This window comes from Pseudomonas sp. CDFA 610, assembly GCF_021147865.1.
Taxonomy (GTDB): Bacteria; Pseudomonadota; Gammaproteobacteria; order Pseudomonadales; family Pseudomonadaceae; genus Aquipseudomonas; species Aquipseudomonas alliivorans.
Genome location: NZ_JAGTPM010000004.1, coordinates 420,458 through 435,979 on the forward strand (window position 1 = coordinate 420,458; position 15,522 = coordinate 435,979).

The following is a 15,522-nucleotide window of genomic DNA, read 5'->3' on the forward strand; positions in this document are numbered from 1 at the left end:
ACAGCCCCCGAGCCAAATCCTTGGGCATTACGCTATAATCCCGCGCTTTAGCTGCCCTCAGCCCGCTGTGCGGGGGCACACATTTTCTCGGGCGCAACGCGCCTGCATGCAGACTAAAGAGGCTAGACCCTTGTGGCATTGACGATCCTTGGCCTGTCCGGCGCCCTTAGCCATGATCCTTCCGCAGCGCTTTACATCGACGGCAAGCTGATCGCAGCGGCCGAAGAAGAGCGCTTCGTTCGCGACAAGCATGCAAAGAACCGCATGCCCTACGAGTCGGCGAAGTTCTGTCTTGAGCAGGCAGGCATCAAGCCCTCCGACGTCGACGTGGTCGCGATCCCCTTCGCCCCGATCAGTCTGTTCGGCAAGGCGCGCTGGCACTACGCCAAGCGCTACTGGTACGCGCCGGATCGCGCCCTCGATGCGCTGTTGATGGGCAACCGTCGTTATAAGCGTTATCGCAACAAGATTGTCTGGTGCCTCGAGCAACTGGGCTTCGATCCGAAAAAGATCAAGATCGAGCCGGTCGAGCACCACCTGGCCCACGCCTCCAGCGCCTACCACTGCTCCGGTTTCACCGAGAAAACCGCGATCATGGGCATCGACGGCAAGGGTGAATACGCCACGACCTTCTTCGGCTACGGCGAAAACGGCAAGATCCACAAGATCAAGGAGTTCTTCGATCCGGACTCGCTGGGCGGCCTGTATGGCGCAATCACCGAGTTTCTCGGGTTCGAGATGCTGGATGGCGAGTTCAAGGTCATGGGCATGGCGCCGTATGGCGACGCCAGCAAATACGATTTTTCGCGCCTGGCCACTTTCGAGAACGGCGAGCTGATCATCAACACCGAATTGGCCAACGTCATCGGGCTTCGTCGCTACAAAGAGAACGGCAAGGGTTTCTACTTCTCGCCGAAACTGATCGAATGGCTCGGCCCCAAGCGCGTCGGCGATGTGGCGGACGAGCCGTATATCCATTACGCAGCCAGCATGCAGGCGCTGTTCGAAAAGCTCGCGCTGCAGATGATGGACCACTACCTGGGTGACATCCTCAAGGAGACCGGCAAGATCGCTTTCGCCGGTGGCTGTGCCCTGAACGTCAAACTGAACCAGCGCATCATCGCCCGTCCCGAGGTCAAGGAGCTGTTCGTACAGCCTGCGTCCGGCGATGCCGGTACGGCGGTGGGCGCGGCGGCTTACGTGTCTCACGCGCGTGGCGTGCCGGTCGAGAAGATGGAGCACGTTTATCTCGGCCCTGCGTACAGCAATGAAGATGTGATCGCTGCGTGTGCCCGTCATCCGAGCAAACCCGTCTGGCGCCAGATCGAAAACACTCCTGAGCGGATCGCCGAGATCATGGTCAAGGGCAATCCCGTGGCCTGGTTCCAGGGTCGCATGGAGTTCGGTCCACGTGCGCTGGGTGGTCGTTCGATCATCGGTTGCCCGAGCGTGAGCGGCGTGGCTGATCGTATCAACCACCAGATCAAGTTCCGCGAGCGCTGGAGGCCTTTCTGCCCGTCGATGCTCGACACCGTCGCGCCGCAGATGATCAAGATCGATCACCCGGCACCGTTCATGACGTTCACCTTCGAAGTGGCGGAAGAGTGGAAGACCCGCGTGCCGGAAGTCGTCCATGAAGACGGTACGTCCCGTGCCCAGGTGCTCAAGCGCGAATACAACCCGCGCTACTACGACATGATGAAGGCGCTGGAAAACCTGACCGGCAACGGCGTGTCGCTGAACACTTCGCTGAACCGCCGTGGTGAGCCGATGATCTGCTCGCCGACCGATGCCTTGAACATGTTCTTCGGCTCCGACCTCGAGTACCTGATCATGGAAGACATTCTGGTGGTCAAAGAGGGCGTTGAGGCTTATGACACGCTCGGCTGAACGTCACGTGCTGCAGTTCTGTCACGGCTATGACGGGCCGTTTCTGGACTGCGCACGGCAATATGCCAGCCTGTTCGCGGGCAAGGGCTATCGGGTGACCACGGTGTTTCTGACCGGTGCCGCCGACCCTGACGTGGTCGCCGACTGCGGTTCGGATGAAGTGCTGTTCATGGAATTCAGCTCGAAGGCCATTCGTGGCCTCAAGCTGGGTGCCATTCGCGAATTGCGCAGCATCGTGGCGTCACGTCATTTCTCCTTCTGCATCGCGCACCGATTCAAGCCGGTCTATATCGCGCTGTTGGCAACACGTTTGCCGGTAATCGGCGTTCATCACGCGTTTGGCGACTATCAGCGCCGTAGCCGCAAGCTGTTCGCCAACCTGTTCCGCAAACGCCTGAGCCTGCTGGGCGTCTCGGATTCGGTGCGTGACGACATGCGTAAAAGCCTGCCTGCGTGGCCGGCCGAGCGCATCGAGACCTTGTACAACCGCATCGACGTCGAGCAACTGCAGGGCAGTCAGTTTTCTGCTGAAGACGCCCGCGTCGAACTGGGACTTTCGCCATCTGCCTGGATCGTCGGCAATGTCGGGCGTCTGCATCCCGACAAGGATCAGGCGACCCTGTTGCGCGGCTTTGCGCTCGCTCTGCCAAGCCTGTCCGAGAACAGCCAGTTGGTCATTCTTGGCAAGGGTCGGCTGGAAGAGTCCCTCAAGGAGCTTGCCCGTGAACTGGGCATTGGCGCGAATGTGCTGTTTCTGGGTCAGGTCGCTGATGCGCGTCGTTATTTCAAGGCGTTCGATGTGTTTGCCCTGAGTTCGGATCACGAGCCGTTCGGCATGGTGTTGCTGGAGGCGATGGTGGCCGGTGTGCCGGTCGTGGCAACGTCCTGTGGCGGCGCGCGTGAAGTGGTCGAGGACGTCGGTCTGCTGTTCCCGCTGGGGGATGAGCAGCGTCTGGCTCAAGGCCTGATGCACATGGCCGGGCTGAATGCCGATCAGCGTCAGGATTGCGCCGAGCGAATGCTTCTGCGCCTGCGCGAGCGCTTCTCCGATCACGCGGTACGCAACGTGTTCTGGCGCCTGCCCCAGGTCACCCGTCTGGTTGCGGAGTCTTGATGCTCAACCGACTCCAAGGCTGGCGTGAACGTGGCTGGACCGAAATCGATGCCGCTGCCTACACGCAGGCGTGGCACCGGTTTGGCGGTAGCGTGGCCACTCACCCCGATGTTGTCGAACGTCTTTCCGTTTTCGCTGACATACCTGTGCGTTATCTGGGCTGGGAGCAGGGTGGCGACATCAAGGCGGCTATTGCAGCCTGGGGGCGTTCGCTGGCGCTGTCCAAGGACGAGCTCAAGCGTCATGGCAAGAAAGGTCTTTTCGATCTGGGCAACGCCGAGCTGATTCTGCCGGTGGCTCAGGGGATCGAGGTGCCGGTTCGTCATCGTGGGCGTTACATTTCGTCGTTGAACGAAGGCCGGGTCAGCACCTTCAAGCCGCAGGCCGAGTCGCTGGCCATGGCGCGCACCCCTGAAGAGCTGTCAAAGAAATTTCGCTACAACCAGCGTCGCGAGTTGCGCCTGCTGGAGGAAGCGGGTGGTACGGTCCGGCCGGTCAGCGAGTTCGGCAGCGCAGAGCTCGCGCGCATGTATTGCGAGCTGTTCCAGCGTCGCTGGGGTTTTGAAGCGACGGGGGCTGCGCACAAGGCCGAAGTGATCGAGTTACTGCGCGACCTGCTGATGGGCTCGGTGGTGTTTCTCAACGATGCGCCGATTGCCATTCAACTGGTGTACCGCGTCGAAGCGCCCGAGTGGGTCAGCGTCGAATACGTCAACGGTGGCGTCGATCCAGAGACCCGTGATTTCAGCCCGGGCAGCGTCCTCAGCTTCGTCAATACGCAAGGTGCCTGGGAAGATGCACGGGCGCTGGGCAAGTCGCTGCGTTTCTCGTTCGGCCGCGCCGACCGCGAATACAAGGATCGCTGGTGCAACCCTGTGCCGGTGTTTCAGATTTGAGCCGCAAGCAGGAGTTGCTCAAGCGCCATCGCCGTAACAAGCGGCTGGCGTTGCTGGGTAGCCTGTTGCTGTTGATCGCCCTCGGCGTGGCTGTCGCGTGGTGGTTGATACCGGTGCTGGCGGTCGGTGCCTGGATCGCTCACGAGGCCTGGTTTGCCGATCATCTGTTCTACTCGCCCTCGGACGACTATCAATACAATTTTGCCGCCGAAAACGAAGTCTCGGGTGTGCGTCTGGAGAATGGCCGACTCACGTTTGCTGAGCCGCTCGCGCTCAGCGGCGGCGAAACGCTGGTATTGGCGCTGAGCCTCAAAAGCAACTGGCTGGGGCGTTTTCTGGACCCGGTCGTCGAACTCCAGGGTGCAGGGCTTGTTGATCGGCAAGCCTTCGAGCGCAGGGTAGATGCCATGCGCTATCTGAACCTGACCGGACTCGGCGAACCATTGGCGGCAGGCGTATTGAGCGTGCGCGGGCGTTTCTGCCGTCTGGTTGGACAGCCACGCTTGTGGGTATTCCGTCAGCCTGATGCACGCCAGCAGCGGGTGATGGTCATCGCGCCGCACGCCGATGACGCTGAGCTTGCCGCCTTCGGGCTGTATAGCCAGGCGGATGAAGCTTGGATCGTGACCCTGACTGCGGGTGAAATCGAAGCCGATCACTACCGGCAGATGGGTATGGACATGGCCGAGGCCGCTCGGTTGAAAGGCCGCCTGCGCGCCTGGGACAGCATCGCCGTGGCGCGCTGGGGCGGAGTACCGGAGGCGCAGTGTGTGCAACTCGGCTATTTCTGCCTGCAACTGCCTGCCATGCAGGCCGCGCCGGACACTTCGGTTGGCTCCCGCGAAGCGGATCTGCTCGATACCCGTCTTTTTCGTCAGTTCAACGCCCTGTCGCTGCCGGGCGATGACGGCCAGCCGACCTGGAATAATCTGCTGGACGATCTGCGTGCCTTGATTCTCAAGGCCAGGCCGCAGGTCATTGTCATGCCGCATCCGGCTATCGACCCGCACCCCGATCACATCTGTGCGCAGGCGGCCGTGCGTGAAGCGCTGGCCGGCCTTGAGTGGCAACCGGACGTCGTGTTGGGCTACGCCAATCACCTGCACGACAACGACCGCTGGCCCATGGGCGATGCCTACACCGGTATCAGCCTGCCGCCGGTCTTCGATGCCGAATTGAAGCTTGAGCCCTACAGCCTTGAGCTGTCGGTGCCGACCCAGCGCGACAAAGCCATGGCGCTGGGCATGATGCATGACCTGCAACCGCCGATGCCGACCAAGCGTCGAGTGCGCCGCTGGCTGCAGCAGGTGCTCGCTGGTCGACGCTGGCCAGCCGAGGGTGAGAACGAATTTTTCCGAAAGGCTGTGCGACGACATGAATTGTTCTGGCGCAGCCGTGATTTCTGATTCAGCAGGCGCAGTACTGCAAGGAAAACAATGAAAGTCCTACTTCTGGTTCAGAAAGAGCAGCGTGCGATTCTGGATCGTCTTTACGACGGCATCGCGTCCAGCTGCGATTGCGACGTGCGCTGGCTGGACTCCAACGATCAGCGCAACCTGCGCAGCTATTTTCGACGTGAAGTCGATGTGAGCCGTTATGACCGGATCGTGTTCTTTCTGCGCTTCAAGCAGGAAGTACGTCAGGTGGGTTTCATCCGTACGATTCCGAATCTGGTCATTCTCGAGCACGACGCTTACCAGAATTACATCACTTGCAAGTACACCGGCAAGTTCAGCGCGCACTATCGCAAGCTGCCCTGGGTCCGGGTGCTGTGCTCGGGCTTCATGGTCAGCGAGCGGCTGCGTGAGGAAGGCTTCGACGCGGTGTTCGTACCCAAGGGTTACGATCAGACCCTGCTGCAGGCGCAGAACCGTGAGCGTGACATTGAGCTGGCGTTCGTCGGCAGCACCAATAGTGTCGCCTACAGCGGCCGCAAGGCGCTGCTCGACGAGTTGGGGCAGCATGAGAATCTGCTGGTCACGCGGACCAAGTCGGGTGAGGAATACTGCGAAACGCTGAACCGCATTCGCTTTTTCGTCAGCGCCGATGTCGGCATGGGCGAATACATGATCAAGAACTTCGAGGCCATGGCCTGCGGCTGCGTGCTGCTTGCTTTCGATCAGGGCGCTGAAGAGAATCGCGCGCTGGGCTTCGTGGATATGCACAACATTGTGCTGTACCGCGATATTCCCCAACTTCGTGAAAAGCTGGCGCAACTGCGCGCCGCCCCGACGATGGCCGATGAAATATCCCGTAATGGGCAGGCGCTCGTCGAGGAGCGCTATACGTTCCACGCTTTGGGCAAAGCCATTGTCGAACACATGCGTCCACCGTTGCGACCCATGCCGGCTGCCAGCTGGGTCGACCGTCTGCGGTCGCGCTGGACGTGGTAATGCTTCTTGAACCTCCAATGATTGGGAACAGATGATGGTATTCAGCGAAAATAGCGACATCACGCTGGTGGTGACCAGTTGCGGGCGATTCGACCTGTTGAAGCGCACCCTGGAAACCTTTGATCGTTACAACACCGCCGCCATTCGCCATGTGCTGATCACCGAGGATTCAGGAGACGTTCAGGTCGAAGCCTGTATTCCTGAGCACTGGCGCGCTCATACCCGCTTCATCATCAACAATCCCAAGCTGGGACAGATGCGCTCGGTGGACGCTGCCTACGCGCTGATCGAAACGTCTTGGGTGTTCCATTGCGAAGATGACTGGGATTTCTACCGTCCGCACTTCATCGAAGACTCGATGACACTGCTGGAGAACGATCCTCAGGCGCTGCAGGTGTGGCTGCGCAGTTTCAATCATGACCTGCAGATACACAGCCCGTATGTCTATCTGAACGAGCGCGAAGTGGTGCAAGGCATCCCGTTCTACAAACTGGGGTCGCACAAGCCGGAGTGGCAGGGCTTTTCTTTCAACCCGGGATTGCGCCGTCTGGCCGACTACAAGCGGCACGCGCCTTATGCAGGCCATGGCGGGGAAAAGAAACTTTCACAGCTGTTCGCTTCGGAAAACCGATACGCTTTGATTCTGGAAAACGATGCAGTGCTGCACACCGGATTCGGTGAGCATGTCGTGGTGCCACAGGAGCGGCTCGACAAGCAGCGTCGAAAACGTCGTGATCGCGTCAAGTTGATCGTCGCGGTGATCATTGGACTGGTAGCAGGTTGGTTGCTCAATAATGTCATTTGACCGAACCGGTACGCCTTCAAGCAAGGTACAGCTTTATTTTGGTGCTGCGCTGGTCATCTTTCTGCTGAGTTTCATTCTGAATCCTTCTGCCAAGACGACCAATAATCTGTTCTACGCCCTGACAGCATTGCCGGGCCTGTTCTTCCTGATCAAGTACCGGGGCGCCAGCGTGTTTGCGCAGCCGCTGGGTGTGGCATGGGCAGTCTTCATGGCCTGGTTTCTGGTGCCCGCCTTCTATGGGCAGGATTTTCAGTTCTATAAACATGTGGCATACGTCAGCCTGTTTGTCTTTGTCGTGGCCGGGCTGACGGACAATGGATGCTTTCGCCAGGGCAGATTCATACGCAGCTTTTTCTGGGCGATATGCATTTATATTCTGGTGGCCAGCATTCATAGCTGGATGACCGGGCAGTTCGTATTCGGCAAGCGCGTGGAGATTCTTCCAGCGCGCATGGATAACGTGATTTACGCCAGTGCGTGGCTGGTCTGCTGCGTGGCCCTGGCGTTGCCGGTCTGGCTGAAAGAGCAGCGCTGGATTGAGGCCGTTGGTGGCGTTGTTCTGACGCTGGCCGTCGCGGCGTTCATCGTGCAGACCCGTACCGCCCTGGTGGGTGCGGCATTCCTTCTCGGAGCCTGTACCCTGTATTCGGTGTATCGCTTTCCGAAGCGCAGCCTTATCACCTTGCTGGCGCTGGCAATCCTCTGCGTTGCCTTGTTCTGGGTGGTCAGGGACGAGGAGTGGATCAAACTGCTGATGGTGCGCGGCGACTCCTATCGCATCGAGCTGTTCGAAATCATGACCGGCGAATGGCGCAATTGCGGATGGATGCTGGGCTGTGGCGTGGATTTCTACACCACCAAGACGCTGACAGGCGGCATGGCAATTCAGCACCCGCACAACATTTACGTCTCGATGGGGCTTTACACGGGCGCAGTGTCGCTGGTGCTGTTTCTGGTCGTGATGGTCATGACGCTCTGGCACGCCTTGCGCCTGCGGGATGCGTGGGGTCTGTACCTGGCCTGTGCGCTAGTCATGCTCAACTTCGACGGGGCCAAGCTGGTCGGCAACCCTGATGAGCTGTGGGTACTGGTGCTGTTGCCTGCGGCAATGGTGCTGGGGCGAGTGGTTCAGGAACACCGGCTCAGGCAGTAGAGCCCGTTCAGACAATGGCCGCCTTGCAAGCGGCCATTTTTTTCAGCTCATGGCCTGAGTCAGTTCGGCGGCAGTGCAGACGGTCTGCCCGCTCAGGTAACCCTTGATGAAAGCAGGGTTGTTGTCGCCCAGCAGCCACTTGCGGTCTTCCAGGTAGCGCAGCATGTGCTTGAAATTGCGCAGACGCAGGTGCTTTCTCAGTGGTCGGCGGTAGGTCTTCATATCGGCAATGTCGATAAGACCCAGCGTGCCTTCTGGCGTGAGAATCACGTTGCCCAGGTGCGCAGAGCGAAAATAGATGCCTTTTTCATGCAGGTTGGCGATGAAGCGACCCAGTTGCATGCGCAGGTCATCATCGCTGGCGGCCTTGCCCAGCAATTGACGCAGGGTATGACCGGCCAGTGGATCGTAATGCACCGCGTCGCGGGCGATGTCGGCGATTCTGTAAACAGTGCGGACATGCGGGCAGGGAATGGCGCGTTTGGCCAGGGTCAGGCAGTTGTCGGCAAAGCGTCTGGCGTAGGGATACCAGGCTGCGGAACTGATCAGCCGCTTGCGCCGAAACAGTTTCAGCATCGAACCGTCACTCAGACGTAGTACTTTATCGCCCGTGCCATCTGCTTCTAGCACTTCGGCACCTTGAACCAGGGCAAGGTAGTGGGCGTGGTCGAGCGCTTGCATCGATACTCCGGATTCTGCGCCCCAAGGGCTTGAAGGGCCGCCTATGTTACCGCAGCAGGCCGTCCCGAAAACCGCTTGTGATACAATTCCGCTTCTTTTTAACACGACGGATTCTCATGACAACCTCCGAATCGTCCGCCACTTCCAGCGTAAAAATCTATTTCCGCTTGTTGTCCTATGTGCGTCCGTATGTGGGCATTTTCCTGCTCAGCATCCTTGGTTTCGTGATCTTTGCTTCGACCCAGCCAATGCTCGCGGGCATCCTGAAATATTTTGTCGATGGGCTGAGCAATCCGGAAGCGGTGCTGTTCCCCAACGTCCCGTACCTGCGCGATCTTCAGCTGTTGCAGGCGGTGCCGCTGCTGATCGTGCTGATCGCCGCCTGGCAGGGTCTGGGTTCGTTTCTCGGCAACTATTTTCTGGCCAAGGTTTCGCTGGGCCTGGTGCATGACCTGCGCGTCGAGCTGTTCAACAAACTGCTGGTGCTGCCCAACCGCTACTTCGATACCACCAATTCGGGCCATCTGATTTCGCGCATCACCTTCAACGTCACCATGGTGACCGGTGCTGCTACGGATGCCATCAAGGTGGTGATTCGTGAAGGCCTGACCGTGGTGTTCCTGTTCATCTACCTGTTGTGGATGAACTGGCAACTGACGCTGGTCATGCTCGCCATCCTGCCGGTGATCGCCATCATGGTCGGCACTGCCAGCAAGAAATTCCGCAAGCAGAGCAAGAAGATTCAGGTGGCGATGGGCGACGTGACGCACGTTGCGTCCGAAACCATTCAGGGTTATCGAGTGGTGCGCAGCTTTGGCGGCGAGACGTACGAGCAGGATCGTTTTGCGCGTGCCAGCAACAGCAACACCAAAAAGCAGTTGCGCATGACCAAGACCGGCGCGATCTATACGCCGATGCTGCAACTGGTCATCTATACGGCCATGGCAGTGTTGATGTTTCTGGTGCTGTTTCTGCGTGGTGATGCCACTGCAGGCGATCTGGTGGCGTACATCACAGCCGCAGGCCTGCTGCCCAAACCGATTCGTCAGCTGTCGGAAGTCAGTTCGACCATCCAGAAGGGTGTTGCCGGTGCCGAGAGCATCTTCGAGCAACTGGATGTAGAGCAGGAAATCGACACCGGCACCATTGAGCGCGAGCGTGTTTCGGGGCGCCTGGAAGTCAAAAACCTCAGCTTCTTCTACCCGGAGACCGAGCGTCAGGTCCTGAACGACATCAGCTTCTCGGCGGCGCCGGGACAGATGATTGCACTGGTAGGACGTTCGGGCAGCGGCAAGTCGACCCTGGCCAATCTGATTCCGCGGTTCTATACCCATGAACTCGGTGAGATTCTGCTGGATGACGTTGAAATCAACGATTATCGCCTGCGTAACCTGCGGACCCATATCGCGCAGGTGAACCAGAACGTCACGTTGTTCAACGACACCATCGCCAATAACATCGCCTACGGCGACCTCGCCGGCGCGCCGCGTGCCGACATCGAGGCTGCGGCCGCCGACGCCTACGCCAAAGAATTCATTGACCAGTTGCCGCAAGGTTTCGATACCCCGGTAGGCGAGAACGGCGTGTTGCTGTCCGGTGGTCAACGCCAGCGTCTGGCGATTGCCCGTGCGCTGCTGAAGAATGCGCCTGTGCTGATTCTCGACGAAGCGACTTCTGCCCTGGATACGGAGTCTGAGCGTCACATTCAGGCCGCGCTGGATCAGGTCATGAAAGGCCGCACCACGCTGGTGATCGCGCACCGTCTTTCGACCATCGAAAAAGCCGACCTGATTCTGGTCATGGACGCCGGTCAGATTGTCGAGCGCGGCACCCACACCGAACTGCTGGCAAAAAATGGCTATTACGCCCGTCTGCACGCCATGGGGCTGGACGAACCCGCGCCTGTCGGCGCGATCTGATCACATCTGGCTGCGCTGTGTTTTCACCACGGCGCAGTGGCTTGTCACGGCACCGATACGCACCTTTTTCCCGGTTGGAATCGTGTTTTTATCAGCGTCAGGAATCAGGTTATGAACAGCCTGTCTGTTCAAACCCCCTGTGCTAAGATTCCGCCCCTGTCCAATTTTCTAGTACGGGTTGTTCGATGAAGTTATCCATGCCGCGCTTTGATCAGGCCCCTGTCCTGGTGGTTGGCGATGTCATGCTCGACAGATACTGGCATGGTGGTACCTCGCGTATTTCCCCCGAAGCGCCAGTGCCCGTCGTCAAGGTCGATCAGATCGAGGACCGTCCCGGCGGTGCTGCCAACGTGGCATTGAACATTGCGGCGCTGGGCGCGCCTGCCTCGCTGGTGGGTGTGACCGGTGAAGACGAAGCGGCAGACAGTCTGAGCAACAGTCTCAAGGCTGCTGGCGTTCTGGCCCGTTTCCAGCGCATCGCCGATCAGCCGACCATCGTGAAGCTGCGGGTCATGAGCCGACACCAGCAACTGCTGCGTATCGATTTCGAAGAACCGTTCGCCACCGATGCACAGGCCCTGAGCGCTGAGGTCGAAAGCCTGCTGGATGGCGTCAAGGTGCTGGTGCTGTCCGATTACGGCAAAGGTGCGCTGAAAAACCATCAGATACTGATCCGGGCTGCCTGTGAGCGCGGCATTCCGGTACTGGCCGATCCCAAGGGCAAGGATTTCGCAATCTACCGTGGCGCCAGTCTGATCACGCCGAACCTCAGCGAATTTGAAGCCATCGTCGGCCATTGTGCCGACGAAGCCGAGCTGGTCGCGAAGGGCGCGCAGTTGATGAGCGATCTTGACCTGGGTGCATTGCTGGTGACCCGTGGCGAGCACGGCATGACCTTGCTGCGCCCTGATCAACAGGCGCTGCACTTGCCGGCACGGGCACGTGAGGTGTTTGACGTCACCGGTGCTGGCGATACGGTCATTTCCACCCTGGCGGCTGCGATTGCGGCTGGCGAGGAACTGCCGCATGCCGTTGCGCTGGCCAATCTGGCGGCAGGTATCGTGGTCGGCAAGCTGGGTACAGCGGCCATCAGCGCGCCAGAACTGCGTCGTGCCATTCAGCGCGAAGAGGGCTCGGAGCGCGGAGTTCTGGGGCTGGAGCAACTGCTGCTCGCTGTCGATGACGCGCGGGCACACAAGGAAAGGATCGTTTTCACCAACGGCTGCTTCGACATCCTGCACGCGGGGCACGTGACCTACCTTGAGCAGGCCCGCGCGCAAGGCGACCGTCTGATCGTTGCGGTCAACGACGACGCTTCCGTAAGCCGTCTCAAAGGCCCTGGTCGTCCGATCAATAGCGTGGATCGCCGCATGGCTGTTCTGGCTGGCCTGGGCGCTGTGGACTGGGTGATCAGCTTTCCCGAGGGCACACCGGAAAACCTGCTGACCCACGTCAAACCCGACGTGCTGGTCAAGGGCGGCGACTACGGCATCGATCAGGTGGTCGGTGCCGACATCGTGCAAGCTTACGGCGGCGAGGTGAAGGTATTGGGGCTGGTTGAAAACAGCTCGACCACGGCCATCGTCGAGAAAATTCGCGGACAGTAAGTGGATCAGGTTTGCCCGGAGCGTTCCGGGCAAGCCGGTTATTTGCTCAAGCTGCCGCGTGCCAGGCCCAGAAGCTCTCTGGCCTTGCTGGTCAAGCGCTTCAGCCCCGTCTTCTTGGGCGGCGGTGTCATACCCTGCTGGCGCAGCCAGTCTTTCCAGCGAATTCTTTCCTCACGCACCACCCAGCCATCCTGTGCCGCAAAGCTCTCTGCCAGGTAAAGACCACGCGTGCCCGCCGGGCTCAGCTTGTCACGCTTGAGCGTGTAAAGCTCTGGCAGTGGCGACCCGTTTTCCAACGGCATCAGGTACAGATCGGGCTTGCTCCGGTTGAGGCGGGCGACCAGTTGATCGTTTTCCAGCATTTCATCGACGTGGAACAGGCTGATCGGACGGGCTTCCTTGGGGATTTCCAGGCGCATGTCATAGATCAGTTGCAACGAAGCGGTTGGCAGATGCACGTAGGCGCGCGGGCGTTCCAGCAGCGTCAGGTTGCCAGCTCGAACGGGTCTGGCAGCGCCCGAGAGCGGGGTGAGGGTGAACGGCATCGCTTCCCGGTAATGCAGCGCCGACGCGTAGGGGGCAGGCAGCCAAGTGTCCTTGAACAGTCCGCTGAGCCAGCCTTGCGGCGTCTCGATCAGGCACTCTTCAGCCACTTCCTGAATGGCGGTGTGAAGCGGCAGTGTCAGTTCATGTGCGGGTACGTAGCCTGAAATCAGCTTGAGCACCACGTCGCCACGGTCCTGACGGCGTTGCCGGACCAGTACCCAGTAATCCCGGTTCTGCCAGCTGATGGTCAGGCGGATGGACACCCCGAGATTGGCCAGTTCGGTGGCGAAGCGCTCGGGGTCCGGGACCTCGACCTTGCGTCGTCGCTGCAAGGTCTGGGTGAAGTTCATCGGCATGCCGACACTCTGATAACTCAGGCTTTCAGGAGTGGCTTCGACGAACAGCGGCAGGGTCTTGAAGTTGCTGGGATTTTTCCGAATCAATGTTCGCGGCATATCGGCTCCTTCTTGCGTTGGGGTCGGCCGCCCAAATCAGGCTTGACGGCAAATCACGGCAGCAGCGGTGGCAACGTTGTGTGCCAAGTGCATGGGGTTGATGGTCCCGACAATAGCACTGGCGACGCCCGGATGTTCAAACAGTAGCTGGAAGCTGGCCTGAACCGGGTCCGTGCCGGGCGTCAGGCACACATGACCGCTGGCCAATGCTTTTTTGACCAGAATGCCTTTGCCGTGGGCGGCCGCGTAATCCAGAACCGGTTTCTCACCCTGCTCATTCAGATTATAGGTAACCATCGCGCAATCCCCGTCGCGCAGGGCGAGCAGGCCGCCTTCGACGGTTTTGCCGGAAAAGCCGAAGCCACGGATCTTGCCCTCGCTTTTGAGCGCCGCAAGGGTTTCATACACCGCCGTTTCGTTGAGAGTCGCCAGATCGTTGCCATCCGAGTGGACCAGAACCAGGTCGAGAAAGTCGGTTTCAAGACGTTTCAAGCTACGCTCGACCGACAATCGGGTGTGCCGGGCACTGAAATCGTGGCTCGACTGTCCGTTCACGAACTCTTCGCCCACCTTGCTGACGATCACCCAGTCCTGACGCTGACCACGCAGCAGCGGGCCAAGGCGTTCTTCACTGGTGCCATAGGCGGGCGCAGTATCGATCAGGTTGATGCCCATGTCGCGCGCCATCTTCAGCAGCATGGCGGCCTGCTGATCGTCCGGGATCTTGAAGCCGCTCGGGTATTTCACTCCCTGGTCGCGGCCCAGCTTCACAGTGCCCAGGCCCAGCGGCGATACGCTGAGGCCGGTGCCGCCGAACGGGCGATGCAGATCGTGCAGGGTTTTCAGGCTCATGGCAGCAGTTGATCCCAGACAGGAACGGCGATGGGTGGCTTGGGCACATTCAACAGTGCGGGTTGCGGCGTCGGGTGGATGCCTTCCCTGGACAGGACTGACAGTACGCGGTCGGCGAAGTCCGGCGCCAGCGCCAGTTTGGTCGGCCAGCCCACCATCAGGCGTTGCTGACTGTCCAGGAACGCGTTGTCGGGACGCACCAGGCCCGATTGCGCAGGCTCTGCGCGATCGACGCGCAAGGTCGCCCACTGCGCCTGACTCAGGTCGACCCATGGCAGCAGCGCCTCGAGTTCCTTTCGGGCGACAGCGATCTGCGCCTCCGGCTCGCGGGCGACGCCATCCGCCTCGGCCAGGTCTCCGCCCAGATACCAGACCCACTGGCCGTCTGCCGCCGGGTGCGTAGTCACGGTAATGCGCGGCTTGGTGCCGCCACCCAGGCAGTGGGCATAGAGCGGTTTTAGGGTCGGGCCCTTGACCAGCACCATGTGCAGCGGACGACGCTGCATTTGCGGTTGAGAGATACCGACCGCCTTCAGCAGATCGGCATTGCCGCCGCCCGCACTCAACACGATGCGCTGGGCGTGGATTTCCCTGCCATCGACGCGCAGGCCGATCAGTTCTTCGCCTTCGTACAGCGGCTCGATCTGCTGCCCGGCGAGCAGGCTGTCACCGGCCAGCTCCGCCAAGCGATTGATCAGGCTCGGTACATCGACCACCAGTTCAGCCAGCCGGTAAACCTTGCCCTTGAATTTCGGATGCTGCAGTGCGGGCGGCAGTTGCTCGCCCTTGACCTGGTCCACTCTTCCGCGCACGGCCTTGCTGGCGAAGAAGCTGGTCAGGTTGCCCGCGATAGTGCCCGGCGACCAGAGATAATGGGCGTCCGACAGCAATCGAACGCCTGACAGGTCAAGTTCGCCCTTGCCGTCGAGGGCTTCACGCCAGCGGCGCGGCATGTCGGCAATGGCTTCCGAAGCCCCCGACAGCGCCCCGTGCAGCGCGTACTTGGCGCCGCCGTGGATGATCCCTTGAGATTTGAGGCTTTGTCCGCCACCCAGGCTTGCGCTTTCCACCAGCACTGTCGAGAACCCTTGACGACGCAACCGGGCATTGAGCCAGAGGCCGGCAATGCCAGCCCCGACAATCAGGACGTCAGTGGAAATAACAGATGGCATGGGCACCTCAGCGAGTAAAGATTGCGGCCATTATAAGGG

General features: G+C 60.1%; 13 protein-coding genes. 9 read left to right on the plus strand and 4 right to left on the minus strand.

Annotation, left to right across the window (positions count from 1 at the left end):
- Nucleotides 1-132: 132 nt before the first annotated feature.
- From KDX39_RS09720 to KDX39_RS09750, 7 genes are read left to right on the plus strand one after another with little or no spacing between them, the layout of a single operon-like run.
- Complete coding sequence (locus KDX39_RS09720; protein ID WP_231660170.1) at nucleotides 133-1,890, plus strand: carbamoyltransferase family protein; 1,758 nt, start codon at nucleotides 133-135, stop codon at nucleotides 1,888-1,890.
- Nucleotides 1,874-3,004: a glycosyltransferase gene (locus tag KDX39_RS09725; protein WP_231660171.1), complete on the plus strand. Its 1,131-nt coding sequence runs from the start codon at nucleotides 1,874-1,876 to the stop codon at nucleotides 3,002-3,004. The genes KDX39_RS09720 and KDX39_RS09725 overlap by 17 nt, the downstream gene beginning before the upstream one ends.
- Complete coding sequence (locus tag KDX39_RS09730; RefSeq protein ID WP_231660172.1) at nucleotides 3,004-3,900, plus strand: antimicrobial resistance protein Mig-14; 897 nt, start codon at nucleotides 3,004-3,006, stop codon at nucleotides 3,898-3,900. Before KDX39_RS09725 ends, KDX39_RS09730 begins: the two co-directional genes overlap by 1 nt.
- A complete protein-coding gene (locus KDX39_RS09735; protein ID WP_231660173.1) occupies nucleotides 3,897-5,306 on the plus strand; it encodes a PIG-L deacetylase family protein in 1,410 nt (469 codons plus the stop codon). Before KDX39_RS09730 ends, KDX39_RS09735 begins: the two co-directional genes overlap by 4 nt.
- A 30-nt stretch (nucleotides 5,307-5,336) precedes the next feature.
- The gene (locus tag KDX39_RS09740) at nucleotides 5,337-6,293 is read left to right on the plus strand and encodes a glycosyltransferase family protein (protein WP_231660174.1); all 957 of its coding nucleotides are present in this window, start codon (nucleotides 5,337-5,339) and stop codon (nucleotides 6,291-6,293) included.
- Nucleotides 6,294-6,324: 31 nt separating this feature from the next.
- On the plus strand, nucleotides 6,325-7,098 hold the full coding sequence (locus KDX39_RS09745) for a glycosyltransferase family 2 protein (protein WP_231660175.1): 774 nt from the start codon (nucleotides 6,325-6,327) through the stop codon (nucleotides 7,096-7,098).
- Nucleotides 7,088-8,251 (plus strand): O-antigen ligase domain-containing protein, encoded by a 1,164-nt coding sequence (locus KDX39_RS09750; protein WP_231660176.1) that lies wholly within the window; start codon nucleotides 7,088-7,090, stop codon nucleotides 8,249-8,251. Before KDX39_RS09745 ends, KDX39_RS09750 begins: the two co-directional genes overlap by 11 nt.
- Before the next feature lie 42 nt (nucleotides 8,252-8,293).
- Here KDX39_RS09750 and KDX39_RS09755 read toward each other — a convergent pair whose 3' ends face one another.
- Nucleotides 8,294-8,932 carry a toluene tolerance protein gene (locus KDX39_RS09755; protein ID WP_231660177.1) on the minus strand — a complete coding sequence of 213 codons (639 nt, stop codon included), beginning with the start codon at nucleotides 8,930-8,932 and terminating at the stop codon, nucleotides 8,294-8,296.
- A gap of 116 nt (nucleotides 8,933-9,048) precedes the next feature.
- Between KDX39_RS09755 and msbA the strand changes: the two genes are divergently transcribed.
- Together msbA and hldE are read left to right on the plus strand one after the other, a co-directional pair.
- Nucleotides 9,049-10,851 (plus strand): lipid A export permease/ATP-binding protein MsbA, encoded by a 1,803-nt coding sequence (gene msbA, locus KDX39_RS09760; RefSeq protein ID WP_231660178.1) that lies wholly within the window; start codon nucleotides 9,049-9,051, stop codon nucleotides 10,849-10,851.
- 185 nt (nucleotides 10,852-11,036) lie between these two features.
- Nucleotides 11,037-12,458, plus strand: a complete 1,422-nt coding sequence (gene hldE / locus KDX39_RS09765) for a bifunctional D-glycero-beta-D-manno-heptose-7-phosphate kinase/D-glycero-beta-D-manno-heptose 1-phosphate adenylyltransferase HldE (protein WP_231660179.1) — start codon at nucleotides 11,037-11,039, stop codon at nucleotides 12,456-12,458.
- Nucleotides 12,459-12,496: 38 nt separating this feature from the next.
- On the opposite strand, the gene KDX39_RS09770 is transcribed toward hldE, so the two are convergent.
- From KDX39_RS09770 to KDX39_RS09780, 3 genes are read right to left on the minus strand one after another with little or no spacing between them, the layout of a single operon-like run.
- On the minus strand, nucleotides 12,497-13,459 hold the full coding sequence (locus tag KDX39_RS09770; RefSeq protein ID WP_231660180.1) for a metal ABC transporter ATPase: 963 nt from the start codon (nucleotides 13,457-13,459) through the stop codon (nucleotides 12,497-12,499).
- A 36-nt stretch (nucleotides 13,460-13,495) separates the two neighbouring features.
- Nucleotides 13,496-14,311 (minus strand): aldo/keto reductase, encoded by an 816-nt coding sequence (locus KDX39_RS09775; RefSeq protein ID WP_184321826.1) that lies wholly within the window; start codon nucleotides 14,309-14,311, stop codon nucleotides 13,496-13,498.
- Nucleotides 14,308-15,483 carry an NAD(P)/FAD-dependent oxidoreductase gene (locus KDX39_RS09780; RefSeq protein WP_231660181.1) on the minus strand — a complete coding sequence of 392 codons (1,176 nt, stop codon included), beginning with the start codon at nucleotides 15,481-15,483 and terminating at the stop codon, nucleotides 14,308-14,310. The genes KDX39_RS09775 and KDX39_RS09780 overlap by 4 nt, the downstream gene beginning before the upstream one ends.
- Between the last annotated feature and the right edge of the window lie 39 nt (nucleotides 15,484-15,522).

Bases quoted from the DNA above. Each gene is read 5' to 3' on its own strand.
- KDX39_RS09745 (WP_231660175.1), top strand. From the start codon at position 6,325: ATGATGGTATTCAGCGAAAATAGCGACATCACGCTGGTGGTGACCAGT.
- KDX39_RS09780 (WP_231660181.1), bottom strand. From the start codon at position 15,483: ATGCCATCTGTTATTTCCACTGACGTCCTGATTGTCGGGGCTGGCATT.
- hldE (WP_231660179.1), top strand. From the start codon at position 11,037: ATGAAGTTATCCATGCCGCGCTTTGATCAGGCCCCTGTCCTGGTGGTT.
- KDX39_RS09730 (WP_231660172.1), top strand. From the start codon at position 3,004: ATGCTCAACCGACTCCAAGGCTGGCGTGAACGTGGCTGGACCGAAATC.
- KDX39_RS09750 (WP_231660176.1), top strand. From the start codon at position 7,088: ATGTCATTTGACCGAACCGGTACGCCTTCAAGCAAGGTACAGCTTTAT.
- KDX39_RS09725 (WP_231660171.1), top strand. From the start codon at position 1,874: ATGACACGCTCGGCTGAACGTCACGTGCTGCAGTTCTGTCACGGCTAT.
- KDX39_RS09770 (WP_231660180.1), bottom strand. From the start codon at position 13,459: ATGCCGCGAACATTGATTCGGAAAAATCCCAGCAACTTCAAGACCCTG.
- KDX39_RS09740 (WP_231660174.1), top strand. From the start codon at position 5,337: ATGAAAGTCCTACTTCTGGTTCAGAAAGAGCAGCGTGCGATTCTGGAT.
- KDX39_RS09775 (WP_184321826.1), bottom strand. From the start codon at position 14,311: ATGAGCCTGAAAACCCTGCACGATCTGCATCGCCCGTTCGGCGGCACC.
- msbA (WP_231660178.1), top strand. From the start codon at position 9,049: ATGACAACCTCCGAATCGTCCGCCACTTCCAGCGTAAAAATCTATTTC.
- KDX39_RS09755 (WP_231660177.1), bottom strand. From the start codon at position 8,932: ATGCAAGCGCTCGACCACGCCCACTACCTTGCCCTGGTTCAAGGTGCC.